The organism is Micromonospora haikouensis (assembly GCF_000876225.1).
Classification (GTDB): Bacteria; Actinomycetota; Actinomycetes; order Mycobacteriales; family Micromonosporaceae; genus Micromonospora; species Micromonospora haikouensis.
The window spans coordinates 2,058,772-2,083,143 of the sequence record NZ_JXSX01000003.1 but is presented as its reverse complement, the minus strand read 5'-3'; the positions used below and the strand labels follow the sequence as shown (position 1 = coordinate 2,083,143).

Here is a 24,372-nt window from a genome sequence, read left to right as displayed (position 1 = left end):
GCGGCGACGTGGCCGGCCCTCACCGGCCCGACTCGTCCGGGCGGGCGTCGCGGGCGCAGCGGAAGCCGCTGAAGATCTGCCGCCGGATCGGGTAGTCCCAGTTGCGGAACGTCCCCCGGCAGGCGGCCCGGTCGGTGCCGAAGGAGCCACCGCGCAGCACCCGGTGGTCGTCGCCGAAGAACACCTCCGAGTACTCGCGGTACGGGAACGCGGCGAACCCCGGATAGCCCCGGAACGGGCTGGACGTCCACTCCCACACGTCGCCGATCAGCTGGTGCACGCCCAGCGGCGACGCCCCGGCCGGATACGCGCCCACCGGCGCGGGCCACAGGTGCCGCTGCCCGAGGTTCGCGTGCTCGGCGGTCGGCTCCCCGTCGCCCCACGGGTAGCGGCGGGACCGGCCGGTGGCCGGGTCCCAGCGGGCCGCCTTTTCCCACTCCGCCTCGGTGGGCAGCCGCTTGCCGGCCCACGCCGCGTACGCCTGCGCCTCGTACCAGCACACGTGCACCACCGGCTCGTCGTCGCGCACCGGCGACCACCGGCCGAACCGCTGGTACGCCCAGCCGTCGCCGTCGCGCCGCCAGTGCATCGGGGCGGTCAGCCCGGCCTCGGTGCGGTGCGCCCAGCCGGCCTCGCTCCACCAGCGCGGGTCGTCGTACCCGCCGTCGGCGATGAACTCGCGGTAGCGGCCGTTGGTGACGGGGGCGGCGTCGATGACGTACGCGGGCAGGCGCACCGGGTGCGCGGGGCGCTCGTTGTCCAACGCCCACGGGTCGGTGGAGGTGCCCATGGTGAACTCGCCGGCCGGGACCAGGACCTCGTCGGCCACCCGCACGCGCGGCTGCGGCGGGTCCGGGGCGTGCAGCACCGGCGGGCCGACGCGCAGCTGGTGGGTGGCGAGCATGGTCTCGTCGTGCTGCTGCTCGTGCTGGACGATCATGCCGAAGGCGAACCCGTCGGCGACGAGCGGCCGGTCGGTGAACGGCACCCGGTCGAGCAGGTCGTGCACCTTGTCGCGCACGGTGGCCAGGTAGGCGCGGGCCTCGGCGGGCGGCAGCAGCGGCAGCGCCGGGCGGTCGCGGCGGGGCTGCTTGAACGCGTCGTACAGGTCGTCGATGTCCCGGCGGACGGGCTCGCGCCCGCCGACGTCCCGGACCAGCCAGAGCTCCTCCTGGTTGCCGACGTGGGCGAGGTCCCAGACCAGCGGCGACATGATCGGCGAGTGCTGGCGCATCAGGTCGGCGTCGTCGACTGCCGCGGTGAGCCCGGCGGTCCTGGCCCGGGTGCGCTCCAGCTCGGCGGCGATGCGGGTGCGCAGCTGTTCCGCGCCGAGCTCGTGGATGGTCGTCACCGCGATCCCCTCTCCGTGGCGGCCAGCCGCCGCCGTAGTCCTCGGGTCATCTCGTCGTGCAGGTCGTCCGGCAGGTCCAGCCGGGGCAGGGCGGCCAGCGCCAGGTCGAGCAGGTCGGCGGCGGCCCGCGCCAACGGCGGGTCGCCGAGGCCGTGGCGGGCCGCCTCGTGCCACCGGTCGGCGACCGGCGTGGCCGTCGCCACCGCCTGGCGCACCGTGGCCGGGTCGGCGAGCAGGGCGGCGAGCACCGCCAGCGGCAGCCGCCAGTCCGGCCCCGGCTGGGCGTCCAGGTAGCGGATCTCCAGATAGCCGCGGGGGCGTACCACCGGGAACAGCGTGCTCAGGTGGTAGTCCAGGTCGTCGGTAGTGGGCGGCCGGGGCAGCGCGCCGGTGATCCAGTCGCCGAAGGTCACCCCGGGCGGCGGCGTCCAGTCGGCGGCGTCGTCGCGCAGGCACAGCAGCGGGGCCGCCAGCGCGTACGCCGTCCACGCCGCGACCGGGTCGGCGTCGGGCTGCTGCGGCGACCAGACGGGGCGGGTGCGGGCCGGGTCGATGGCCAGCCACGCGGCCATCCGGGCGGACGCCCACCCGGTGCGCCGCCCGGCGTGCCGGTCGGCGGTGGCGAACGCCGCGAGCAGCGGCGGGCCGACCGCGTGGGCCGCCGCCCAGCGGGCGGCGACCTGGTCCGGTTCGCCGGCGTCCAGGCAGACCTGGAGCCCGGCGGTGCTGTACATCATGGTCCGGCCGGCGGGGCCGCGGCGGTCGAAGACGCACCGCATGGCGTGGTAGCGCGGGGTGTCGACGACCGGCCGGGGCGGCCGCCACGGGTCGATGCCGGTGCGCCCGAGCGCCAGGCCGGCGGCGCGGAGCAGGTCGGTGACCTGGGCGATGTCGGCGTTCGTGGCGTCGACCAACGCGGCGACCGAGGTTCGCGGCGCGGTCGAGATCTCGAGCTGGCCGCCGGGCTCGACGGTCACGGTGCTGCCGTGCCGGAGCGGTGCGGCGGGGCTGGAGTCGTGGATGGTGGTGGGGCTGTGCGGCCCGAGGGCCGCCCGGAGCCGCTCCCGGTCCACCGGGCGGGCGGGGTCGGCGGCGTCGTGCACGGTCCATTCCAGTTCGACACCCGTGCGGGTCGGTGGGCCGGTCTTGAAGCAGATCCGGGCGATGTGCCGGACCGCGTCGTCCACCCCCCGCAGCGGGGTGGTCCGGTCCAGCTCCGGTGACGTCACCACGAGACGATCCCTCCCTCGGTCGGGGCGGAACAGCGTGACCCTTACCGGCCCCGGCGTCCGCGCTGCGACCATCTTCTGTCTAGCAGACGAATTCCGCTCGCCTTGCCGTAACAGATGTTTCGGGATCAGTCCTCGACGGCGGTGTCCGTGCCCGAGGTGGGGGTGGCCTTCGACGCCGGTCGGCCGGTGTGCGTGGGGCGGGCCGCGGGCGTGGCTGCGGGGTCGGCGTCGGGGACCAGGCGTCGGCAGAAGTCGTCCACCTCGGTGGCCCCGCCGGCGGCGGCGACCAGGGGCGCGTACCCCGGGGTGGTCAGCGCCTTCGCCCGCTGCGGGGCCGGCTTGGCCAGGTACGCCCGGCACAGTCCGGGCAGGTTCGCGGCGGCCCCGGAGCGGCCCGGGCCGGGGGTGACGCCGGGCGTCGGCGGCGGCGCGGCCCCGGCGGACGCGCTCGGCCCGGCGGTGCCCGGCGTCGCGGTCCCGCCGCCGGGGGCGGACGGGGCGCCGGCCGGGCCCGAGGCGGTGGGGCCGGCGGCGGTGGGGCCCGAGGCGCTGGGGTCGGCCGGCGCGGTGCTCGGGGCGGGCGCGGGCGCGGGCTCGTCGGCGCGGTCCAGGCCGACCGCCGCGACGGCGACACCGGCGGTCGCGGTGGCGGCGACCGCCCCGATCCAGGCGACCGCCCCGATCGTGCGGCGGCGCCGCCGGGGCGCGCGCGCCGGGGGCGTCGCCGGCGCGGCACGGGCGGCCCGGAACGCGGCGAGCGCCGCCTCCTCGCCGGCGAGTTCACCGGGGCGGGCCGGTGCCGCCGCCGCGGCGAGCAGGTCGGCCAGGGGGTCGGCGGGACGGCCGTCGTCACCCGCGCGGCCGTGGCGCGCGGAGTCGAGGAGCCGGTCGGACTCCGCCCGGTCGGCGGGCAGGTCCGGCCGGTCGGGCTGCCGGAAGCTCATCGGTTTCCCCTCACGTCAGCCGTCCGCCTGCTCGACGTACGGCGCGCCGGGCGTCGGCCGGCCGGGGCGGGGGCGGGGCGGCGTCGCGGACGGAGCGGCCTCCGAGGTCGGGTCCTGGCGCTGCAGGAGCGTGGCGAGGCGGCGCAGGCCCCGGTGAGCGGCGGTGCGCACCGCGCCGGCCCGCCGGCCGAGCACCCGTCCGGCGCTCTCGGCGTCCAGGCCGATCACCGCGCGCAGCAGCACCGCCTCGGCCTCCCGGGGCGGGAGGGTGGCGATCAGCGCCAGCGCGGCCTCGGTGCCGAGGGTCTCGCCGGCCCGCTCGGCCGTGTCGGCGTCGCCGGCCAGGTCGGCGAGCGCCTGCACCGGCACGGGCAGCGAGGGCCGGCGGCGCTGCCGGCGCAGGTGGTCCATGGCCCGGTTCCGGGCGATGGTGACGGTCCAGGCCCGGAACTCCCCGCCCGTGAAGGTGGGCAGGTCCCGGGAGATCTGCAGCCAGGTCTCCGAGGCCACGTCCTCGGCGTCGGCGCCGACCAGCGCGGTCAGGTAGCGCAGCAGGCCGGGCTGGAGAGTGCGGTAGAGGAACCGGAAGGCGTCCTCGTCGCCGGCCTGCGCCGCGACGACCGCCTCGTTCAGTTCACTCGTCATGGGTACGCCGTTCCCCCTGCCCGGCGTCGGTGGGCGGCACGTCGGCAGCGACGCGCACGGCACCGACCTGGCCCGGCAGCCGGACCTCCTCCCGCACCACCAGCCCCCCGCTGACCCTGATCACGCCCGACACCGTACGCGCCCGGACGGCGCGTGCGACCACCACCCGGCGCGGCCGTCGGCGGGGGTTCCCGCCCGGGGAGCCGGGCTGGCCGGAGCCGCGCTAACGCTAGGAGCGGGGTGCCGGGCGGACAAGTCAATGCTTCCCTGAGAAAGAGTGAGAATTATCAAACGGTGAACACGGCGAGTCGATGTGACACGGCGCGGGCCACGGACGCCACTGTCTGCGCAGGCCGAGTGCGGCATTCGGACCCCTCCGCCGTTCGGCCAGGCCACGGCACCGGGTCGGGCAACGTGTGACACGTGGTCGCGAGTCGATCACGGGCGAGCCGGCCCGACGGCCGCCCGACCGCCCCGGCCGCCCCGTCGCTCCGGTCGGTCCGGCCGGAGCACGAGAGGTGCGCCGGGCGCGCTCTGGGTACGGTATTGCTGTGTTGTCTTCGGGAGTCGTACTCAGCGGTCGGTACCGCCTGGACGACCGTGTCGCCACCGGCGGCATGGGTGACGTCTGGCGGGCCACGGACCAGGTCCTCGGCCGGCGGGTCGCGGTCAAGGTCCTGCTGCCGGCGCTGGTCTCCGACCCGGACTTCATCGCCCGGTTCCGCGCCGAGGCCCGCATCATGGCCGCCCTGCGGCACCCGGGCATCGTGCAGGTCTACGACTGCGGCGAGGACGACCTGCCCACCGGCGGGCGGGCCGACTACCTGGTGATGGAGTTCGTCGAGGGCGAGCCGCTGTCCAAGCGGATCGAGGCGGCGGGGCACCTCGGCGTGGCCGAGACCATGTCGATCGTCGCCCAGGCCGCCCAGGCGCTGCACGCGGCGCACGCCGGCGGCATCGTCCACCGCGACGTCAAGCCGAGCAACCTGCTGGTGCAGGAGGACGGCACCGTCGTCCTGGTCGACTTCGGGGTCGCCCGGTCCACCAACGTCACGAGCATCACCAGCACCAACGCGGTGCCGGGCACCGCCCTCTACATGGCTCCCGAGCAGGCGGCGGGCCGACCGGTCTCCGGGGCCACCGACATCTACGCCCTCGGCGCGGTGGCCTACTGCTGCCTGACCGGCGGGCCGCCGTTCACCGGCGACAACCCCCTGCAGGTCGCCGTGCGGCACCTGGACGACGAGCCTCCGGAGCTGCCGACCGACATCCCCGGGCCGGTGCGGGACCTGGTGTCCCGCGCCCTGGCCAAGGACCCGGCGGCGCGGTACGCCACCGGCGCGGCGATGGCGGAGGCCGCGCGGGCCACCATCGCCGACAGTTCCGCACCCACCAGCACCGTGCCGGTGTCGCCGCGCATTCCGGTCGGCACCCGGGACGGGCTGGACAGCACCCGCGACGACCTGCCGCCGGTGCGGCCGACGGCCACGCCGGCGCGCGCCTTCGTCGGCCGCACGGGCCGGCGCGGCACCCTGGTCGGCGCGCTCGCGGCGGTGGCGGTCGCGGGGATCGCGCTGGCCGCGGCGCTCGGCGCCGCGACGAACGCGGACGCCCCCGCCACGAAGTACGGGCCGACCGCCCCGGCGGCCGACCCGACGCCGGGCTCCGACGACTCGGCCGCCAGCGAGGAGGCCGTGGTCGACCCGGACCGCACGTTCCGGCCCGGCGGGGGCCGCCCCTCGGCGTCGGTCACCCCGACGCCGACCCCGCAGCCGAGCGAGTCGGCCGCGCCGGAACCGACGGGCGCACCGCCCACCAAGCCCGCCGACCCGCCGCCCACCACCGCCAGCACCCCGGCCGACCCGCCGCCCACCACGGCCAGCACGCCGGCCGACCCGCCGCCCACCACGGCCAGCACCCCCGCCGACCCGCCGGCCCAGGGCGACTGACCCGGCCCCCGGTCGGGACGACCCCGGCCGGGTCCGAGGGCCGGCCGGGTGGCCGCCCCACCGGTCCCACCTTCACCAAATCGGACTTAAAACCCAGAACCTCACTTACGCTAACGATGAGGCACGTTCCGTCGTCTGCTGCGGGAGCCATGGGTGAGCGCTGAGAAGTTGGTCGTCATCGGCCAGGGATACGTGGGTCTGCCGCTGGCCATGCGCGCCGTCGAGGCGGGCATGGACGTCGTCGGCCTCGACGTCAACGCCGACCGGGTCAAGCGCCTCGCCTCGGGCGAGTCCTTCGTCGAGGACATCCCCGCCGACCGGCTCGGCCGGGCGCTGGGCAGCGGGCGGTACCGCCCGAGCACCGAGTACGCCGACGCCGAGGGCTTCGACATCTGCGTGATCACCGTGCCCACCCCGCTGCGCGACGGCGTGCCCGACCTGAGCTACGTCGAGCAGGCCGGCGGTGGCATCGGGCCGTACCTGCGGCCGGGCTGCGCGGTGATCCTCGAGTCGACCACGTACCCCGGCACCACCGAGGAGCTGCTCCGGCCGCTGCTGGAGTCGGCCAGCGGGCTGACCGCCCCCGGCGACTTCCACCTCGGCTACAGCCCGGAACGGATCGACCCCGGCAACCCGGTGTGGAAGCTGGAGAACACCCCGAAGGTGGTCTCCGGCGTCGACGCGGCCTCCCGGGAGCGCGTCGACGCGTTCTACCGGCGGCTGGTCGAGCGGACCGTGCCGGTGGACTCCACCCGGGTCGCGGAGCTGACCAAGCTGATCGAGAACACCTTCCGCCAGGTCAACATCGCGCTGATCAACGAGCTGACGATGCTCAGCCACCACCTCGACATCGACGTGTGGCAGGCGATCGAGGCCGCCGAGACCAAGCCGTTCGGGTTCATGCCGTTCCGCCCGGGCCCCGGCGTCGGCGGGCACTGCCTGCCGATCGACCCGTGCTACCTGTCCTGGCAGGTCAAGCGCCGGCTGGGCCGCCAGTTCCGGTTCATCGAGCTGGCCAACGACGTCAACCACGAGATGCCCGAGCACGTCGTCCGACGGATCATGAACGGGCTCAACCGGGCCGGCCGGGCGGTCAGCGGGGCCCGACTGCTGCTGCTCGGGTTGGCGTACAAGCCGAACACCGGCGACATGCGGGACTCCCCCGCCGTCGACGTGGCCCGCCGCCTACAGGACCTCGGCGCCGAGGTCCGGGCGGTCGAGCCGTACGCCGAGCCGCACCACCTGCCCGGCGGCGTGGTCGTGGTCGGCCTGACCGAACGCGAGCTCCGCGAGGCCGACGCCGTGGTGGTGGTGACCGACCACGACTGCCTCGACTACGACCTGGTGGTGCGGCACGCCCGGTACGTCTTCGACACCCGCAACCGCTGCCACGGCCCGACGGTCGAGCGCCTCTGACGCTCAGTCGCCGAGGCTGGCGACGATCGGGCGGGCGAGGGCGCGGCGGGCCGGCAGCACCGACGCGGCCAGCGCGGCCAGCACCGCCACCGCGATGATCAGCCCGAGCCGTCCCCACGGCAGCACCAGCGTGAACTCGCCGCTGAGCCGGGTGACCACCGCCATCGCGCCCGCGCCGACACCGATGCCGAGGCCGACCCCGAGCACCGCGCCGACCAGCGCCATCAGCGCCGCCTCCACGGCGAGCATCGCCCGCATCCGGCCCCGGGTCAGCCCGACGGCGCGCAGCACCGCGTTCTCCCGGGTGCGCTCCACCACCGACAGGCTGAGCGTGTTGGCGACGCCGACGAGGGCGATGACCACGGCCAGGCCGAGCAGGGCCACGACGAACGCCAGCACCATGTCGATCGTGCCGGTGAGCGACTCCTTGTACGTCGCCTGGTCCACCAGGTTCGCCGTCGGGTAGCGGGCCACCACCGATTCGACGGCCGCCCGGGCCCGCTCGGCGCTCACCCCGGCGGCCGGGTCGACCTCGGCGAGGAAGCCGCGCTCGGCCGGGAAAAGGCGGTCGAAGTCGGCGTCGGCCACGTCGACCACGTGCCCGGCCGGCACGGGGCCGCCGGCCAGCGCCGGCCCGTCGGCGGCGACGACGGCAGCGACGGTGAACGGCCGCCCGGCCAGGGTGACGGAGTCGCCGACCGACCAGCCCCGCGCCCGGGCCAGCTCCCGGTGCACCAGCACCCGGCCCGGCCCGAGCCGACCCGCGTCACCGGCGTCCACGGCCGTCAGGGTGCGCCCGACCAGCGCCGGGTGGGCGGCCCGCAGCTCGACGGCGTCGCTGACCCGGCCGCGCTGCTCGTGCACGACGCCCAGCTCGTCGCGGGCGGCCAACTCGTCGACCAGCGGCCCGGGCAGTTTCCCGCCCACGCCGACGACCACGAAGTCGACCCCGATCTGCCGGTCCACGGCCCGCTCGATGCTGGCCTTGGCGCTGCCCGCGCCCACCACGAACGCCGACACCAGGCCGATGCCGATGACCAGGGCGGTGGCGGTCGCGGCGATCCGGCGCGGGTTGCGCACGGCGTTCGCCACGGCCAGGCCGGCGGTCGCCCCGAACAGCCGACGCGCGGGAACGCCGAGGAGCCGCACCAGCGCCGGCACCAGCACCGGCCCGAACAGCACGATGCCGAAGAACGCCAGCATCCCGCCGGCCGCGACCAGCGGCAGCTGGCCGACGGCCCCAGCCGACCCCAGGGCCGCCACCCCGGCGGCGAGGACCAGCGCGCCCGCGGCCAGCCGGACCCGGCCGGCCCGGCGGGTGGGCTGCACCGCCGCGTCGGTGAGCGCGGCCACCGGCGCGACGCGGGTGCCCCGCCAGGCCGGCACGGCGGCCGAGGCCACGGTGAGGACGGTGCCCAGCAGCAGGCAGACCAGCACGGTGCGCGCCGTGACGGCGATCCCGCCGCCGGCCATCGGCACGTCGAACGCGGCCAGCAGGGCGTCCAGGCCGACCGCGACGCCCGCGCCGACCGCCACCCCGAGCGCCGAGGCGGCCAGCCCGGTCGCCGCCGCCTCCAGCAGCGTCGCCCGCAGCACCTGCCCCCGGGTCGCCCCGACCAGCCGCAGCAGCGCGGTGCGCCGGGTGCGCTGGGCGAGCACGATGGCGAAGGTGTTGGCGATGACGAACCCGGCCACCACCACGGCCACCGCCGCGAAGGTGAGCAGGAGCAGGTTGAACTGCCTCAGGTCGCGGACCGCGTCGTCGACGGCGGCGTCGAGGACCGCCTGGCGGTCCTTCACCGTCACGTCGCCGCCGGCCACGGCCGCCACCCGCCCGGCCAGCTCCGCCGCCGACACGCCCGGCGCGGCGGCCACCATGATCCGCCCGTAGCCCTCCTGTTGGGTCACGGCCAGGGCGTCGGGCCCGGCCAGGCCGATGAACGGCCCGCCGACGTCCCGGGCGGTGCCGGCCACGTCGACCGTGCCGACCAGGGTGTACGCGCGGGCCGCGCCCCCGCCGCCGCCCACGCGCACCGGTCCGCCGAGGGTGAACCCCTCCTCGGCGACGGTCGGCGCGTCGAGGACCACCTCGCCGGGGCGCTGCGGCAGCCGCCCGGCCACCACGTCGTACGACTGCAGGGCCGCCTCGGTGGGGATCGCGGCGGCGACGGCGTAGCCGAGGACGGGCCGGCCGTCGGAGCCGACGACCCCGGCGGAGCCGGTCAGCTCCCCGGCGGCGGCCCGCACCCCGTCGACCGCGCGCACCCGCTCCACGAGGGCGGGCGGGATCGGGTCCCGCCCGGCGTACACGGCGACGTCGGTGTGCCGGTCGAAGACGCCGGCGCTCTCGTAGGCGCGGCGCTTCATCCCGTCGGTGAGGATCAGGGTGCCGGCGACGAACGCGACGCCGAGCACCACGGCCAGCGCCGACAGCAGCAGCCGCAGCGCGTCGGCGCGCATGGTGCGCAGGGTCAGCCCGGTCACCGCCGGAGCCCCGTCGCCGCGCCGGCCGGGGCCTGGTCGAGGTGGGCGAGGGCGTCGAGGACGGCCTCCGCGGTGGGCGCGGTCAGTTCGCGGACCAACCGGCCGTCGGCGAGGAAGACCACCCGGTCGGCGTGGCTCGCGGCGGTCGGGTCGTGGGTCACCATCACGACGGTCTGGCCGAGGGTGTCGACGGCCTCGCGCAGCAGCCGCAGCACCTCCGCGCCAGAGCGGGAGTCGAGGTTGCCGGTGGGCTCGTCGGCGAAGATCACCCACGGCTTGGTGATCAGGGCGCGGGCGACGGCGACGCGTTGCTGCTGGCCGCCGGAGAGCTCGGCGGGCCGGTGCCGCAGCCGGTCGGCCAGCCCGACGGCGGCGACGACCTGGCGCAGCCAGGCCGGGTCGGGGCGACGGCCGGCGATGGCCAGCGGCAGCACGACGTTCTCCTCGGCGGTCAGCGCCGGCAGCAGGTTGAACTTCTGGAAGACGAAGCCGATCCGGTCGCGACGCAGCAGGGTGAGCCGCCGGTCGTCGAGCCCGCCGGTGTCGGCGTCGCCGATGCGTACGGTGCCGGCGGTGGGCCTATCGAGGCCGGCGAGGCAGTGCATGAGCGTGGACTTGCCGGACCCGGACGGGCCCATGATGGCGGTGAACCGGCCGGCGGCGAAGTCGACGTCGACGCCGTCGAGGGCGACGACCCGCGCCTGGCCGGCGCCGTACTCCTTGCGCAGGCCGCGGGCGGTGACCGCGACGCCGGCGGTGGCGAACGCGGGAGGTGGAACGGACACGTTGGTGCTCCCCGTGCAGGCGGTGGTTCCGGACACCTGTCGACGCTATGGGCGGCACCGGCCCCGCCGCGTCCGCCCGCACGCTCGACCCGCCTGCGCCCGGAGGCGTCCCCGCGGCACGGCCCCGTACGACCTGAGGCGTACCCGCTCCTCAGCCGCCGGGGGTGACCAGACCGCTCTCGTACGCCAGCACCACCGCCTGCACCCGGTCGCGCAGCCCCAGCTTGGCCAGGATCCGCCCCACGTGGGTCTTCACGGTCGCCTCGGCGACGTGCACCCGGGCGGCGATCTCCGCGTTGGACAGGCCCTGGGCCACCAGCAGCAGGATCTCGCGTTCCCGTTCGGTGAGCTGGGCGAGCCGGGGGTCGGCGGCGGGGCCGGGGCCGAGCTGGCCGGCGAACCGGTCGAGCAGCCGGCGGGTGATCGACGGGGCCACCACGGAGTCGCCCTCGGCGACCACCCGGATCGCGGCCAGCAGCTCTTCCGGCGGCACGTTCTTCAGCAGGAAGCCGCTCGCCCCGGCCTGGAGGGCGGCGAACGCGTCGGCCTCGGTGTCGAAGGTGGTGAGCACCAGCACCCGGGGCCGGTCACCGGGCCGGTCGGCGCAGATCCGCCGGGTGGCCTCCACCCCGTCCATCGTCGGCATCCGGATGTCCATGACCACCACGTCGGCCTCGACGCGGTCGAGCACCCGCAGCGCGTCCGCCCCGTCGATGGCCTCGCCGACCACGGTCAGGTCGGGCTGGGAGCCCAGCACCATCCGGAACCCCGCGCGCACCAGCGCCTGGTCGTCCACGATCACCACGCGGACCGTCATGCCGCCACCTCCGTCCCGGTGCTCGACCGTAGCGGCAGCCGCGCCTCGACCTGCCAGCCCCCGGCCGGCGTCGGGCCGGCGGTGAGGCTGCCGTCGTACACGGTCACCCGCTCGCGCATGCCGACCAGGCCGTGACCGCCGGACGGCGCGGGGCGGACCACGGGGCGGCCCCGCCCGTCGTCGACGACCCGGACCACGACGGCGTCGGGGGTGTGGGTCAGGCCCAGCGTGACGGTCGCGCCGACCCCGGCGTGCTTGAGGGCGTTGGTGAGCGCCTCCTGCACCACCCGGTAGACGGTCAGCTCCAGGCCGGGCGGCAGGGCCGGCGGCTCGCCGGTGACCGTCGCGTCGACCCGCAGCCCGGCGGCCCGGAACCGGTCCAGCAGCTCGGGCAGCTCCACCAGGGCCGGCCGGCGGTGCGTCGGCTCCGCTGCCAGCGCCGGGGCCGCCGCGCCGTCCGGCCCGTCCGCCGGCCCGGGGCTGCTCGTCTCCCGCAGCACCCCGACCAGGCGGCGCATCTCCTCCAGCGCCTGCCGGCCGGTGTCGGCGACCACGCGCACCGCCTCCCGGGCGGTCTGCGGGTCCCGGTCGAACAGGTAACGGGCCCCGTCGGCCTGCACGATCATCACGGCCATGCTGTGCGCCACCACGTCGTGCAGCTCGCGGGCGATGCGGGTGCGTTCCTCGGCCACCGCCGCGCGGGCCTCGGCCTCCCGCTCCCGCTCCAGGGTCGCGGCGCGCTCCTCCAGGCTCAGCACGTAGAGCCTGCGGGTACGCACGTTCAGTCCCATCAGCCAGACCGCGCCGGTCATCAGCGCGAACCAGATCGCCGAGGCCCACCAGGCGACGGCCGCCTCGATCTGGAGCGCGGCGAGCACCACGCCGACGGCGGCGACGACACCGGCGACGATGCCGTCACGCAGCCGCTCGGCATACTTCACCACGCTGTACAGGGCGATCAGCACGGCCACGTCGAAGGCCAACGGGCCCCACCCGGCGACCACCTGGACCCCGGCGAGCACGGCGACCGCCGCCCCCACCGCCGAGGGATGGGCGCGCCGGAACAGCAGGGCGACGGCCATCGCCGCCCCGACGCCCGTGGCCCGCCACCCGCCGGGCTGGTTGACGCCCCCGGCGAGGCCGACCAGCACGACGAAGCCGGAGACCGCCACGTCGAAGGCCACGCTGCGCAACGGCCGGCCGAACAGGATCCGCCTCACGGTCACCGAGCGTACGGGGCGAGGGTCCGGCGAAGGGCCAGGGTGTACAGGAGTCGCCTGCGCCGCCGTTGATACCTCGCGGTGCAGACTTCTCAGATTCACGTTCCGCCGTATCCGGGAATTGCCACCTCCCCGGCAAATGCGGACGCCCTTTGAGTAATCGTCAATCTCGACCATTCCATTTACGGCAGCCACTGCAATACAGTTGTCGCGCCGGGTCGCCGGAGCAATTCTCCGCCACTCGACCCACCACCACCATCGAAGGGGAATCAGCACATGAGAATCGCGCTGGCACGTCCACGCCCGCGGCGTACGGCCCGACTGCTGTTCGGTGCCCTGCTGACCGCCGCGCTCGCGTTCTCCGTGAGCGGCACCGCCACGGCCGCGATCGACAAGGGCGACTTCACCGCGAACGCCCGCACCGACGTCTACATGCGGGACATCGCGTCGGACACCGGGTTCGAGCCGCACGGGGCCATCTACTCGTCGTTCTTCAACAGCCCGGATATCAAGATCTGCCCCACCGCGGTCGAGTGCGCGTCGCACACGAACCCGATCATCGGATCGACGAGCTACATTTTCGTGAACCTGCGGAACAATGGCCCGTACGGTTCCGGAATCGGCAACGGGACGCTGAAGGCGTACTACACCACCTCCGGTGGCGCGGCGAACTGGCCGACGCACTGGACGCCGATCGGCTCCAAGACCCTGCCGGTCGCGCCCGGGGTCACCACGACGTCGATCGCGTGGCCGAACGTGCCCTCCATCGGGCACTTCTGCCTGCTGCTGCGCTGGGAGTCGGCGACCGACCCGATGCTGTTCGAGGGCACCGCGACCTCCATCAACACGCAGTACAACAACAACATCGCCTGGAAGAACGCCAACACCGTCCCGGCGGGCGGCGGCGTGGTCACCGACCGCCCGTACGCCATGGCGAACGCCCTGGCCGAGCCGGCCCCGTTCGACCTCGCGTTCCGGCCGCTCGGCGAGCCGGCCCCGGGTGTCAAGGTCGTCGCCGACCTCGGGCCGGAGCTGTTCGAGCGCTGGCGGGCCGCCGGCGGTAAGGGTGAGGGCATCGAGGTCGTCGGCCGCAGCGCCGTGCAGATCGTCGACCCGTACAAGGCGCAGATCAAGGGCCTGCTGATCAAGCCGGAGGAGCGGCCGGTGGTCAAGCTCAGCTTCACCACCAGCCAGACGCTCCAGAAGGCGTACACCCTCCAGGTCGTCCAGGTCGGCCCGGCGAGCAAGCTCGGGGAGAGCTTCGACGTCGGCGGGGTCGACTACACCTTCGAGCCCCGCAAGGGCTGACCGGGCAGGCCGGCGGACCGGAGGGCCGGGGGGCCGGGATCCCCTCCGGCCCGCCGGCCACACCGGTACGACCGGCTGACCGCCGCCACGAGCGATCGTGGCGGCGGTCAGCCGCACCAACAGCGGGGAACCCGAACTCCAGGTTCCTTCGACAAGTCTGACCGGGTGACTTAGCCTGCAAGGGCACTGCTCTGGGCTGCAGCGTTGTTGGCTGCGAGCCAGCCGGCGGGGTTGCCGCAGTCGTGGTACTCGCCTGTGACGGGGTGGATCAGCACGTCGTGGTCGCGTGCGAAGGCGATCACGGCGTCGGTGGCCTGGTATTCGCCGTTGGGCGCTGGGGTCAGCTTCTGGAAGTAGGCCAGCGCGTGGGCGGGTAGCAGGGTGCGGCTGATGTTGATGTAGGCGGTCGGCTCGCCGTAGTTGTTCGGCTTCTCAAGCAGTTCGTCGAGCAGTTGGTGGCCGCCCGCGCGTGGGTGCAGGATGCCATAGCGGTGGGCCTCGGTGCCGGGCACCGTGGCGGCGGCGAGCGCGGCCGGCACTGCGGCGGCGGTCCGGGCGGCGCTGAGGTCGGCCAGGTCCGATCCGCCGTCGCGGCGGAGAAGTAGGTCGTCGCCGGCGACCAGGAGGAAGTCGTCGCCGGCGATGAATTCCGCAGCGACGATGGCGGGCAGTGCGGTGCCGTACCGGTCGTCGCGGGGCTGTTCGAGGAACGTGAAGGTGGCCTGGGTGTGCAGGTCGGCGACGGAGGCGTACTTGTCCTGCCAGCCTCGTGTGGTGAAGTAGTCCTTGAGGTCGCGGTCTTCGCTGAAGTAATGGCGTACTTGGCGGCCAGGCTCACCCGGGGCGGTAACGATGGCAATGTCGCGTGCTCCGGCGGCGACGCAGTCGGCGACGGCGTAGGCCACTACCGGCTGGTTGAGGATCGGCAGCATGCACTTGTTGATCGTCTTGCCGATGGGGAAGAACCTGCTGCCCATTCCGGCGACAGCGATGACGGCCCTCACGCGTACACCTTTCGGTTGGTTGCCCGGCTGTCAAAGTGCGGCGACGCCGCCTTCGAAGGCGACCACTCGCTTGTGCAGCGCTTCGAGTGAGCCGGGCGGACCCGTGCAGTTTACGCATCGCCCCGGCCGGATTCCGGAGCAGTTGGTGAAAGCGTCCGACGGCAGCGGATCGCCGGCCTTCGAGTGCCGGCGATCCGCTGCCTGCGTCAACGCGAGGTGGGTGAGGTGGACTTGACAGCGGGCTCGGCGGCGGCTGCGGCCAGGGAGCCGGCGTGTCGGATGCGGTCCCAGGCCGGTGTCCGGCGTGTGCCGGAGCCGAAGCCGTGGCGCAGGGCCTGCCGATGGACCGCGGCGAGCATGGCGTCGTAGTCGCGCGGGGTGCCGCGGTGGTCCTCGACGTAGTGGTGGAGGGCGGCGACGCCGACTTCGGCCAGTGTGTGTCCGCTGCGCGCGATGGCGGCGAGGAGGTCGGTGTCGAAGGCGAGGCTGTGGTCGGTGACGAGGGGTAGTGCGGTGCGCAGAACGGCGGCCGGGAAGGCTTTGAAGCCGGCCTGGGGATCGCCGACGTCGAGCTGGAGAAGATCGCGCACGGCTCGCTGGTAGAGCAGGGCAGTGGGAGTAGGGCCGGTGGACGGATAGTAGCCGTGGGAGTCGGGGCGGCGGCGGGAGCCGATGACGGCGCCAACGCCGGGTTCGTCGAGGGCGGCGACGTGCAGACCGAGTTGTTCCAGGGGATAGGTGAGGTCGAGGTCGGTGTAGGCGAGGACGCTGGAGCCGGTGCCGAGGAGTTGGGCAAGTCCCCACAGCACCGCGCCGCCCTTGGCGCTGGCGTCGTCGGGTCGGGCCGTGATGGTCACGCGGATCTGCGGGTGCTCGACCCCGGTGGGGCGGGCGGCGTGGTCGATGCTTTCGTCGACCAGGAGGAGATCGGCGCGAGCGTCGGGGCACGCCTGCAGCAGCCAGGTCAGTTGGGCGATCTTGACGGTGAGCGCGTCGTCGCCGTGCTCTGGGTTGAGGCGGTGGGTTTCGTCGCGCATCGGTACGACGATGCCGAGGTCGATGCGGTCGTGCCGGGCCAGGACGGCGGCTTTGGAGCGGGCCGCCTTGATGGCGGCGATCAAGCCGTGCAGGTGAAGGTCTGCCGGGAGGTGGTCGCGGCGGTTCTTGGCGAGGCTGTGCACGAAGGCGATGAGGAGCCGGTCGTTGTAGTGCGGGAGAGGGCTGTGTGTCTGGTGGCCGGTGAGGTGGTCGGCGACCAGGTGCAGCAGGGCGCGCCCGGCCGGGTCGGCGGCCCAACACTGGTCGGGAGTGGGCGGGGCGTCGGCGTTTGCCCAGGCGGTGCGGACGTGCTCGCGGAGTAGGTCGTAGCCGGCCACAAGGGAGCGCTGGGTGTCGTCCCAGCGTGCGCCGTCTTCGGTGGCCTCGGCGGCCCGCCACGCCTGCTCCCAGACGGGAGGGTGAGCGCGGGCGGCGTGGGCGGTGGCAGTGACCTGCTGCCAGTGGCGGCGGACGGAGGGCGATGCGCAGTCCGGGTCGTCGTCTGAGGAGAGATGAGCGGCGGCGGTCTCGGCCAGGGCGAGGGCTTGGCCGGCCTGGGCTGGGGTGTCGGCGGCGGCGGTGAGCGCGTCGAACCACCGCTCGGCGGCCAGGGTCAGCCCGCGGGTGTGGTGGGCGAGGTCGTGAATCGTCTGCTCTCGCCGGGTGAGCAGCTCGGCGCGTACCCGACGGCGGTGGGCGCGTTGGAGGGCGGCGGCGCCGGCCAGGTCGACCGGGGCGTGGTCGGCGCGGGCGGTGAGCAGGGCGTGCAGCGCGGTCTCTGCGGGGCCGGCCAGGATGTCGGCGTGTAGCAGCAGGGCCAGCAGTTCACCGAGTACCGCGGGATTCGCCGCCCTGGCTGACTGTCGGAATCGTTCGCTGGCCAGGTAGGCGTCGTCGATGGTTTCGGGACGGTGGGCGAGCGCTGCGATGGTGCGGGCGAAGGTGTGACACATCCCGGGTGTGGCATCGTCGGGAAAGAAGAGCCTGTCTCGCAGGGCCCTGGTCGCCCGCTTGGCCTCGGGGCGGTGGGCGACCAGCAGCGCGAGCGCGGCCAGTGGTAGGTCCGTGCGGTCGTCGAGCCTCCGGGTGATCCGGCCGGCAGTTGGCGCCGCGGTGATCGACAGTAGCGCCCGTATGGTGGCCGGGTCCGGGTCGGCGGTTGCGGCCAGTCGTATCGCGAGTTCGGCGTCGGCGTCGTGGTCGTTGTTCAGCAGCGGCGAGTCGGTCAGGGGGAGGAAGACGCGGGCGGCGGCTGTCATCGGGTGATCCTTGCGGCGACGAGTTCGGCGGTCTGCTGGGCGGTGTGCACGGGGAAGAGCAGGTTCTGGCGCAGGAACGTGCGTTCGAACGGGCTCAAGGCTGCGTGCACGACGGTCGTGACGGCAGTGATGTCCACGCGTGCGTCGTGCTTTCCGATGCGTTCCAGCAGGTGCCGCACGGTTTCCTCGTCCGGTGGCTGTGCTGCCGCGCACATCTGGTGCTGGGCGGTGGGACAACGCAGGCGGCAGTTGGTGGTGGGCTGGTCGTAGTGGCCGTTGTAGTCGGGGAGGTGGCTGCCGCGCTCCACGGTGCGCCCGCACGAGGAGCGTTTCAGGACCGCGGGCCGCTGGTGGGTGGGGACGTCGGCGTACACCTCGTCGAACGCGGCCATGATTCGCGACTCGGTGCCGGCGGTGAGCAGCTTTTTGCCCGGCGTGAACGAGCCCGTGGGCAGGGACAGGCCGTAGGACATGAAGGATTGGATGTGGTCGTCGGCGAACTTCAGCCCGCCGAGGACGACGGTCCGGGCGCCGGCGTCTCGGAAGGCCTGCCAGACGTGCCGCAGGTGGGCGTCGGTGGTGTTGAGCCCTTCGGCGATCGGCCGGTAGTACGCCAGTACGTTGATCTTTTCCGATTGCAGGATGCGGCGCAGGAAGCGTAGTCGGCGCTCTCGGTGGGGCGGTTCGATCGACTCGGGCATGGCGGCGTAGCAGACGTTGACGTCGAGGTCGACGTGGACGAGGGATTCCAGGCAGTCGATCTGCTCGTCGGACAGGGTGTATTTGGTGATGCACGAGACGCGGTTGGTCAGGCCGAGGTCGTCGAGTAGTTGCAGCGCACGCCAGGTCCGGGGCCACAGCTTCGGCAGGAACGCCTCGGAGGTGGACATGTGCAGGCCGATGGGTGTGTGGTGCGGGGTGAACCAGGGGTGCGACAGCAGCCGCGCGACGACGTCCTCGGGTTCGAGGAAGCCGGTGGGTTCCCAGGCGCCGAGGTAGCCGTCAACGGTGTCGCCTTCGCGCCGGTAGCAGTAGGCGCACATCAGAGGACAGCCGATGCCGAAGTCGGCGGACATGCCGCCCTTCATCTGCGAGATCATGTAACTGGTGTTCAACCCGTCGGGGCCGGCGGTGGCCTGGCTCGCGGCGATCTGCTCGACGGTGGCGATCGGCGTGAATCCGGCTGGCAGTTGCGCCTTGAGCGCGTACGGGGCGTCCGGGGTGCCGACGACGCCCGGCCAGGCGAAGGTGCAGCGCAGCGCGAATCCCAGGGCGTCGCTCTGGGCGGCGTCGAGGTGATGGGTGCGGGTCAGCGCGGCGATGGTGCGGGCGGGGAGTTCCTGCAGCGGGATACGACGGCCGGTGGGTTCGTGCAGCAGTCGATCCGCGTGGACGTCGGTCAAGGCACGCTTCAGGGGTCCGTCGGCGAGTTGGCGTGCCGCGTCCACGACCCGGTAGGGGTCGGTGAGGTCGAGGACAGCCTGCAGGTCGCGGGCGACGGCAGCTCGCGCCGAGCCGCGGTAGAGGAGCGGCGGGCTGCCGAGGATCGGTTGGCTGGTCGGGAGGCTCACATTTTCTCCTTTGGTGGTCTGAGGCGAGACGGTGCCGGTCGTGCCCATCCGTGGGGTGCGGGGATGTTCAGGCGGCGGCCGGCGTCGAGGAGTGCGGCGAGGTCGCTGGCGTTGAGGCGGACGCCGTCGTGGAGGGCCCGGTCGCGGTGGGACCAGGCACGGTCACCGGGCATTCGGGCACCCTGCTGACGCACCGCGTCGGCGAGCGCGGCTATCCCGGTGGGGAGTAAATCGGCGGTGCCCAGGCGGCGCGGGTCGATGGCCATGACCAGCAGACCACGTCCGTCATCTCCTGTTGGCGCGGGTGGGCTGCCGGTCAGCACGCCGACGAGCAGCTCCAGGACGATCGCGAGGGCTTGACCGCGCTCGCCGGCAGGCAACAGAACGGTGGCGTGAGTCGGATCGTGGGTTGCTCGGCCGTTCGCGTCGAGGGCCGTCCCGTCGGGAAGGGCCTGGCCGGTGCGGGCGAGCTGGTGCAGGCGGCCCCAGGACATCGCGGCGGCGGCCAGGTCCACCAGCACGGGGCGCTGCCGGTCCGGCCCAGGCACCGCGACCGCCAGCGCGCTACTGCCCAATACCGGCGTGCTGGTGCCACCGTGCAGGGCGACGCTGCGCGCCGACGCCTGAGCGGCGACCACACCCACCAGCCCACGTCGGGCGACCTTCGCGGCGGGAATGCCGAGCGCGCCGACATGACCGGCCCGACGAACGGTCACGGCAGCGATCCCCCAGCGGCGGGCGCGCAACATCGCCGAGGCCGCCGCCATCTGGGCAGCCAACGGCCCCGGAGCCAGGTCGGCGTCCACGACCCGGATCGCGTCCTCGTCACGGACGGCCCGGATGAGCGGACGCGGGTTCAAGCGGCCGGTGCGCAGCTTGTCGAGGTAGGTGGGGGCCAAGCGGCTGCCGTGGCCGAAGATGCCGCGCAGGTCAGCCTCAACCTGGGCATCGGCCATCACCCTCGCCCCGACCCGGGTCATTCCCGCCGCCTCGTACAGGCATTGCAGGTAGTTGGCGAGCTGCCGGGCGGGAACTGGGGTCACCACGACGCCCCGCCCACCGGTACGGCCCCATGGGCGCGTCCGTCGCCGAGCAGGATCCGGTCCACCGCCGCGACGCTGGCCCGGTGCGGACTGAAGGCGGCGATCAGCACCGTCGCGGACGAGCCGGCCAGGTCGTCGACGTCGCCGAACGCGACCTGAACCACGGTCCGTCCGTTTGCGGCGAGTCGCGTGGCCTCCTCGGCGGCCCGGCTGGAGTCCGCCGTGGCGCGGGTGTCGTAGCCGTAGACGATGACCGCGCCTGCTGTCGGCACCGGAGCTCCGGCCGGCACCTGCAACACACGATGGTGCGCGGCGAGCTGGATGGGCAGATAGTCCGGTGTGTGGCGAGCGCTGTCGGCCCGTCGCTGTCCGACGTCGGGCACTCGTACCAGGGTCAGGACCGTGCCGGGTGGCATGTTCAGCGGAAGAAGATGGCCGCCGCGTACGACCGCCACCGACCGGTCCGCGATCCGGTCCGCCACCTGTAGGGCTGAGGCGTGCGCCTGCGGCCACTGCGGTCGGTGCGCGCCGGGAGTCAGGCCGTACCACTGGTGCAGCGCTCGTACGCGGGCGACGGCCTCGCCGATGCGTTGACGGTCGATCACGCCGTGCTCGACTGCGGCCGTCAGCGCCCGCACCACCTCCGCGCGGCGCTGCTGTGCCGTCGCCTGGTGCGCCACGGGGCTTCGTCCCCGAGAGACCTCCGAGTCCAGCATCACGACGTCCACGCCGGCCGCTACGGCGGCGATCGCCGCCCGGGCCACGCCGCCCAGCGGATCGTGTACCGCGGGGATAGACAGGTTCTCGCTGACCACCACGCCGCCGAAACCCAACTCGTCGCGCAGCAGGTCGAGCACGCGCGGAGATGCCAACGCCGGCCGGTCGTCGAGCGCGAGCACGGTCTGACTGCCGACCATCACGCACGCGACCTGCGCGTCGATCGCGGCCTGGAATGGAAGCAACGCACCGGGGCCAAGCCGGTCGAGCACCGGCGCGGCGTGGTGCGGGTCAATGCGGATCCCACCCAGCCCGGGGAAGTGCTTGGCGGTCGCCGCGACGCCCGCGGCCTGCAATCCGCGCACGAACGCCGCCGCCAGCAGCGCAACCCGCTCGGGGTCCGAGCCGAAGGAACGGGTACCCACCGCGGCAGGCGCCGGCCAGGCCGTGGTGTCGCACACCGGCGCCAGGTTCCAGGCCATCCCCACCGCCCGCAGTTGCCCGCCGATCGCCGCGCCGGCCATCTCGGCCAGGTCCTCGTTCCCCGCTGCCCCGAGCGCCAGATTCCCGGGCAACTGGGCCACGCCCGGCCAGTCCAGCGCGTTCAACCGGCCGCCCTCCTGGTTGACGCTCAGCAGCAGCGGAAGCCGGCCAGCGGAGTTCTCGCTCGCCCAGCGGGTGACCTCATCCAGCACCACCGGACTGCCGACGATGGCTTTGCTGATCCGACCCGGCTCCGCCATCAGTGGCTCGCGTCGTGACGGGCCGCACCCGCCACCGGGATGAAGCGACATCCGGCCAGGACGCACCAGTAGGTCGATGTCAGCGGCGAGGCCAGGATCGACCTCGACCGGCTTACCGCGAAGCGGACGCGGCATGGAAGCTCTCCCTCACGGCCGTGAACCCGGCGAGCGGGAATCACCTGCAGGGCAGCGGGCACAGCCGTCGAGGTCCGGCCGGTGCCCACACATCGACCTTCGCCGGAACCGGACAGCGGGGGCAGGCCTCGGCGAGGTGCCATCGGTGCGGTCCGCTCAAAACCTGGTGCGGTTGGTGCGCTTGCTTCTCCGCCACCGGTAAGGGCCGCTACTGTCAGTCGCGGCTGCACCTGCGCCACGCGGAAGGGGGCTCCAACCGTGCAAGGCGACCCCACTGCTGCCCGCGGTAACCGGCGGCTGGCCGGCCTGCTCAGCGATGCGCAATGGCGGCCCGAGGCCCTGGCCCGACGGCTCAACGCCGCCCTGATGGCACGCGGCAGCAGCCGCAGAGTCCACCCCAAGACCCCCTACAAGTGGATCTCCGACGGCGCACTACCGCACGGCGACATCCCCGAACTCGTCGTCGAGGTCCTGTCCTCCCAGCTCAAGACAGAGCTGGCGTTCGAAGACGTCTGGGGCGTGACCGCCCCGCGTCCGCGTTCGGCGCTGCCGGCGAACCACGCGATGGATCTACCCTGGGACAGCAGCGGACTGCTCAGCCTCGTAGGAGGACCCGTGCCGACCCGTCGCACCATCATCGCCGTCACCGGCGCCGCGCTTACCGCCCCCGCATGGGCCGCGCTCCATCAACCCGCCCCGGACCTCTTCTCCACCGCAACCGAGGGCGGGCCCGTCAGCCCACCCCTGCTGGGCATGATCGACAACCTCGTCGCCCACGCGCAGCAACTCGACGACCATCAGGGCGGCGCCGCCCGCGACTTCGTCCACGACCAGTTCACCGCCGTGGCCCGGCTCCTACGCCGCGCCTCCTACAACGCCGCCGCCGGCCGCCGGCTCGCCGCCGCCCTCGCGCAGCTCGCCCAAACCGCCGGGTTCATGGCCTTCGACGCCCACGAAGACGGCCTCGCGCAACGCTGGTACCTCACCGCCCTCCGCACCGCCCACGCCGCCGCCGACCCTGGTCTCGCCGCCAGCATCCTGGCCCTCATGTCCAACCAATCCGCCGACCGCGGCCACGCCCTCGACGCCCTGCAACTCTCCGCAGCCGCCCAAGAATCCGCAGCGACCGCCCCACCGGCCGTCCGCTCCCTGGTCGCCGCCCGCAGCAGCCTCGCCCACGCCGTCGCCGGCGACCTGACCAGCTTCCACCGCACCCGCGAGGACACCCTCACCCTCCTCGACACCCCACCCGACACACCACTTCCCCGCTGGGCCTCCTACATCGACCGGGTCGAACTCGACGCGATCACCGGCCGCGGACTGGTCGTCCTCGCCGAGCAACTGCCCCAACAACGGCGCAGGCTTCTGCGCCACGCCGAGCGACTGCTACACGCCCGCGCCCACACCAGCCCCGAAGCCCCGCCGCAACGCTCCGCCCTACGCCACGGGGCCTGGCTCAGCCTCGCCCACCACGCCGCCGGCGACCTCGACCTCGCCGTCGACGCCGCCCAACTCGCCCTGCGCCGCCTGCCCGCCGTCAGCTCCGCACGCAGCGTCGCGCTCCTACGCCGCCTCCACGACGAACTCACCCCCGCCGGCCCCCGCTCCCCAGCCGTGCGGGACCTCCTCAACGATCTGCGGCGCCTCCCCACGCCGAGCTAGGGCAGGGTCACCGGGAGGTAGTATTCACGCTCGGTGCCCGTGGCCGTGCGCAGGTGGATCTCGCCGGTGCGCAGCCCGTAGGTGACCGACCAGCGGGTGTGGCCCTGCCGCACGTCGTTGAGCAGTTCCAGCGCCGCCCGGTCGTCGACCACCCCGCCGGCCTTCGTCAGGGCGGCGGCGAGCACGCCGTAGCGGTGGTCGGTGCGCCGGCGTTCTTCGGGTACGCCGACCACGGGCACGTTGGTCAGCGCCTGCCAGCCGCCCTGCCCCTTCTCCACCCGCATCGCGCCGTCGACGAACTCGACCACGGCCGAGGCCCCGGTGGCGTCGGCGAGCAGGTAGTGCAGCGGGGGCCCGCCGTCGAAGTCGAGGTTGTGCCGGCCGAAGACGGCGACGGCCTCGTCGACCGTGGCGGCCTGGTCGAGCACCAGCCGCAGGATGCGTACCGAACCGACCGTGGGCTTGCCCGCCTCGGCGCGGACGGTGGCCCCGTCGTCGGCGGCCAGCCCGACGGCCAGCCCACGCTCGTTCATCCCGTCGAACGGCAGCAGCGGCGCGTTGAGCAGCCGGCGGTCGCCGGTGGGGTCGGCACCGACGCCCAGGTAGGACATGTCCACCAGCGAGACCGCGGCGTACCCGTCCGGCGGATCGGTGCGCAGCACCAGGGCCGGGTTGGCGTCCCAGTCGAAGTTGCGGGCGAACAGCGGGCGGCTGCGGTCACCGGAGGCGGCGAAGAGCGAGCAGCCGAACGGGCTGGGCGGCGCGGCGTCGGTGCCGACGGTCGGGTCGTAGTCGCCGACGTAGGTCATCTCCCACATCGGCAGGTCGTCGACCCGGCGCAGGCTGGCCAGGGTCCGGTCGGCCTGCGCCGGGTCCTGCCGGGACGCGGTGGGCGTGCCGGCCGGCGTCGGGGGCGGGGTGGCGGCGGTCTCGGGGGCGGAGCAGGCGGTGGCGGCGAGCAGCAGGGCCAGGCCGGCCCCCAGGAAGGTCCTACGCATGATGGCTGAACGCTAGGTCAGCCATCGACCGTTGTCCACCACGGTTCGACG

The 24,372-nt window shown here is 74.1% G+C and carries 19 protein-coding genes; 4 read left to right on the top strand and 15 right to left on the bottom strand.

Annotation, left to right across the window (positions count from 1 at the left end):
• Positions 1-19 precede the first annotated feature (19 nt).
• The 5 genes from egtB to TK50_RS35535 form a co-directional block, all read right to left on the bottom strand.
• A complete protein-coding gene (gene egtB, locus TK50_RS30235) occupies positions 20-1,351 on the bottom strand; it encodes an ergothioneine biosynthesis protein EgtB (RefSeq protein ID WP_043968945.1) in 1,332 nt (443 codons plus the stop codon).
• Positions 1,348-2,583, bottom strand: coding sequence for an ergothioneine biosynthesis glutamate--cysteine ligase EgtA (gene egtA, locus TK50_RS30230; protein WP_043968944.1), 1,236 nt, complete (start codon positions 2,581-2,583; stop codon positions 1,348-1,350). Before egtA ends, egtB begins: the two co-directional genes overlap by 4 nt.
• A gap of 125 nt (positions 2,584-2,708) precedes the next feature.
• A complete protein-coding gene (locus TK50_RS30225; RefSeq protein ID WP_063838634.1) occupies positions 2,709-3,527 on the bottom strand; it encodes a hypothetical protein in 819 nt (272 codons plus the stop codon).
• Between the two features lie 15 nt (positions 3,528-3,542).
• A complete protein-coding gene (locus tag TK50_RS30220) occupies positions 3,543-4,172 on the bottom strand; it encodes an RNA polymerase sigma factor (protein WP_043968943.1) in 630 nt (209 codons plus the stop codon).
• Entirely contained in the window at positions 4,162-4,296 is a 135-nt protein-coding gene (locus TK50_RS35535; protein ID WP_255378751.1) for a hypothetical protein, read from the bottom strand. The genes TK50_RS30220 and TK50_RS35535 overlap by 11 nt, the downstream gene beginning before the upstream one ends.
• 427 nt (positions 4,297-4,723) lie before the next feature.
• Between TK50_RS35535 and TK50_RS30215 the strand changes: the two genes are divergently transcribed.
• Entirely contained in the window at positions 4,724-6,121 is a 1,398-nt protein-coding gene (locus TK50_RS30215; RefSeq protein ID WP_199486173.1) for a serine/threonine-protein kinase, read from the top strand.
• 153 nt (positions 6,122-6,274) lie between these two features.
• Complete coding sequence (locus tag TK50_RS30210; protein WP_043968941.1) at positions 6,275-7,537, top strand: nucleotide sugar dehydrogenase; 1,263 nt, start codon at positions 6,275-6,277, stop codon at positions 7,535-7,537.
• A gap of 3 nt (positions 7,538-7,540) precedes the next feature.
• Here TK50_RS30210 and TK50_RS30205 read toward each other — a convergent pair whose 3' ends face one another.
• The 4 genes from TK50_RS30205 to TK50_RS30190 all read right to left on the bottom strand — a co-directional run bounded on the left by TK50_RS30205 (position 7,541) and on the right by TK50_RS30190 (position 12,849).
• Positions 7,541-10,021 carry an FtsX-like permease family protein gene (locus TK50_RS30205; protein ID WP_144420435.1) on the bottom strand — a complete coding sequence of 827 codons (2,481 nt, stop codon included), beginning with the start codon at positions 10,019-10,021 and terminating at the stop codon, positions 7,541-7,543.
• Positions 10,018-10,806 carry an ABC transporter ATP-binding protein gene (locus TK50_RS30200; protein WP_043969586.1) on the bottom strand — a complete coding sequence of 263 codons (789 nt, stop codon included), beginning with the start codon at positions 10,804-10,806 and terminating at the stop codon, positions 10,018-10,020. Before TK50_RS30200 ends, TK50_RS30205 begins: the two co-directional genes overlap by 4 nt.
• Positions 10,807-10,957: 151 nt before the next feature.
• Positions 10,958-11,623: a response regulator gene (locus tag TK50_RS30195; protein WP_043968940.1), complete on the bottom strand. Its 666-nt coding sequence runs from the start codon at positions 11,621-11,623 to the stop codon at positions 10,958-10,960.
• Positions 11,620-12,849: a sensor histidine kinase gene (locus TK50_RS30190; protein WP_043968939.1), complete on the bottom strand. Its 1,230-nt coding sequence runs from the start codon at positions 12,847-12,849 to the stop codon at positions 11,620-11,622. The genes TK50_RS30195 and TK50_RS30190 overlap by 4 nt, the downstream gene beginning before the upstream one ends.
• Before the next feature lie 270 nt (positions 12,850-13,119).
• On the opposite strand from TK50_RS30190, the gene TK50_RS30185 reads away from it, so the two are divergent.
• The gene (locus TK50_RS30185) at positions 13,120-14,151 is read left to right on the top strand and encodes a hypothetical protein (protein ID WP_052504013.1); all 1,032 of its coding nucleotides are present in this window, start codon (positions 13,120-13,122) and stop codon (positions 14,149-14,151) included.
• 170 nt (positions 14,152-14,321) lie between these two features.
• Here TK50_RS30185 and TK50_RS30180 read toward each other — a convergent pair whose 3' ends face one another.
• The 5 genes from TK50_RS30180 to TK50_RS32420 all read right to left on the bottom strand — a co-directional run bounded on the left by TK50_RS30180 (position 14,322) and on the right by TK50_RS32420 (position 21,661).
• The gene (locus tag TK50_RS30180) at positions 14,322-15,155 is read right to left on the bottom strand and encodes a sugar phosphate nucleotidyltransferase (RefSeq protein WP_144420434.1); all 834 of its coding nucleotides are present in this window, start codon (positions 15,153-15,155) and stop codon (positions 14,322-14,324) included.
• A 206-nt stretch (positions 15,156-15,361) separates the two neighbouring features.
• Positions 15,362-17,452 carry a glycosyltransferase family protein gene (locus TK50_RS30175; protein ID WP_043968937.1) on the bottom strand — a complete coding sequence of 697 codons (2,091 nt, stop codon included), beginning with the start codon at positions 17,450-17,452 and terminating at the stop codon, positions 15,362-15,364.
• The gene (locus TK50_RS30170; RefSeq protein ID WP_043968936.1) at positions 17,449-19,023 is read right to left on the bottom strand and encodes a radical SAM family protein; all 1,575 of its coding nucleotides are present in this window, start codon (positions 19,021-19,023) and stop codon (positions 17,449-17,451) included. Before TK50_RS30170 ends, TK50_RS30175 begins: the two co-directional genes overlap by 4 nt.
• The gene (locus TK50_RS30165) at positions 19,020-20,066 is read right to left on the bottom strand and encodes an Ldh family oxidoreductase (RefSeq protein WP_158499207.1); all 1,047 of its coding nucleotides are present in this window, start codon (positions 20,064-20,066) and stop codon (positions 19,020-19,022) included. The genes TK50_RS30170 and TK50_RS30165 overlap by 4 nt, the downstream gene beginning before the upstream one ends.
• Positions 20,063-21,661, bottom strand: coding sequence for a glycoside hydrolase family 3 N-terminal domain-containing protein (locus tag TK50_RS32420; RefSeq protein ID WP_082106770.1), 1,599 nt, complete (start codon positions 21,659-21,661; stop codon positions 20,063-20,065). The genes TK50_RS30165 and TK50_RS32420 overlap by 4 nt, the downstream gene beginning before the upstream one ends.
• Positions 21,662-21,919: 258 nt before the next feature.
• On the opposite strand from TK50_RS32420, the gene TK50_RS30155 reads away from it, so the two are divergent.
• Positions 21,920-23,323 (top strand): NsdA family TPR-like regulatory protein, encoded by a 1,404-nt coding sequence (locus tag TK50_RS30155; protein WP_043968935.1) that lies wholly within the window; start codon positions 21,920-21,922, stop codon positions 23,321-23,323.
• Here the strand turns inward: TK50_RS30155 and TK50_RS30150 are convergent.
• A complete protein-coding gene (locus TK50_RS30150) occupies positions 23,320-24,321 on the bottom strand; it encodes a linear amide C-N hydrolase (protein WP_043968933.1) in 1,002 nt (333 codons plus the stop codon). The two genes, TK50_RS30155 and TK50_RS30150, sit on opposite strands and share 4 nt — an antisense overlap.
• Positions 24,322-24,372: the final 51 nt, after the last annotated feature.

Bases quoted from the DNA above. Each gene is read 5' to 3' on its own strand.
- TK50_RS30220 (WP_043968943.1), bottom strand. From the start codon at position 4,172: ATGACGAGTGAACTGAACGAGGCGGTCGTCGCGGCGCAGGCCGGCGAC.
- TK50_RS30225 (WP_063838634.1), bottom strand. From the start codon at position 3,527: ATGAGCTTCCGGCAGCCCGACCGGCCGGACCTGCCCGCCGACCGGGCG.
- TK50_RS30195 (WP_043968940.1), bottom strand. From the start codon at position 11,623: ATGACGGTCCGCGTGGTGATCGTGGACGACCAGGCGCTGGTGCGCGCG.
- TK50_RS30175 (WP_043968937.1), bottom strand. From the start codon at position 17,452: ATGACAGCCGCCGCCCGCGTCTTCCTCCCCCTGACCGACTCGCCGCTG.
- TK50_RS32420 (WP_082106770.1), bottom strand. From the start codon at position 21,661: ATGCCGCGTCCGCTTCGCGGTAAGCCGGTCGAGGTCGATCCTGGCCTC.
- TK50_RS30150 (WP_043968933.1), bottom strand. From the start codon at position 24,321: ATGCGTAGGACCTTCCTGGGGGCCGGCCTGGCCCTGCTGCTCGCCGCC.
- TK50_RS30185 (WP_052504013.1), top strand. From the start codon at position 13,120: ATGAGAATCGCGCTGGCACGTCCACGCCCGCGGCGTACGGCCCGACTG.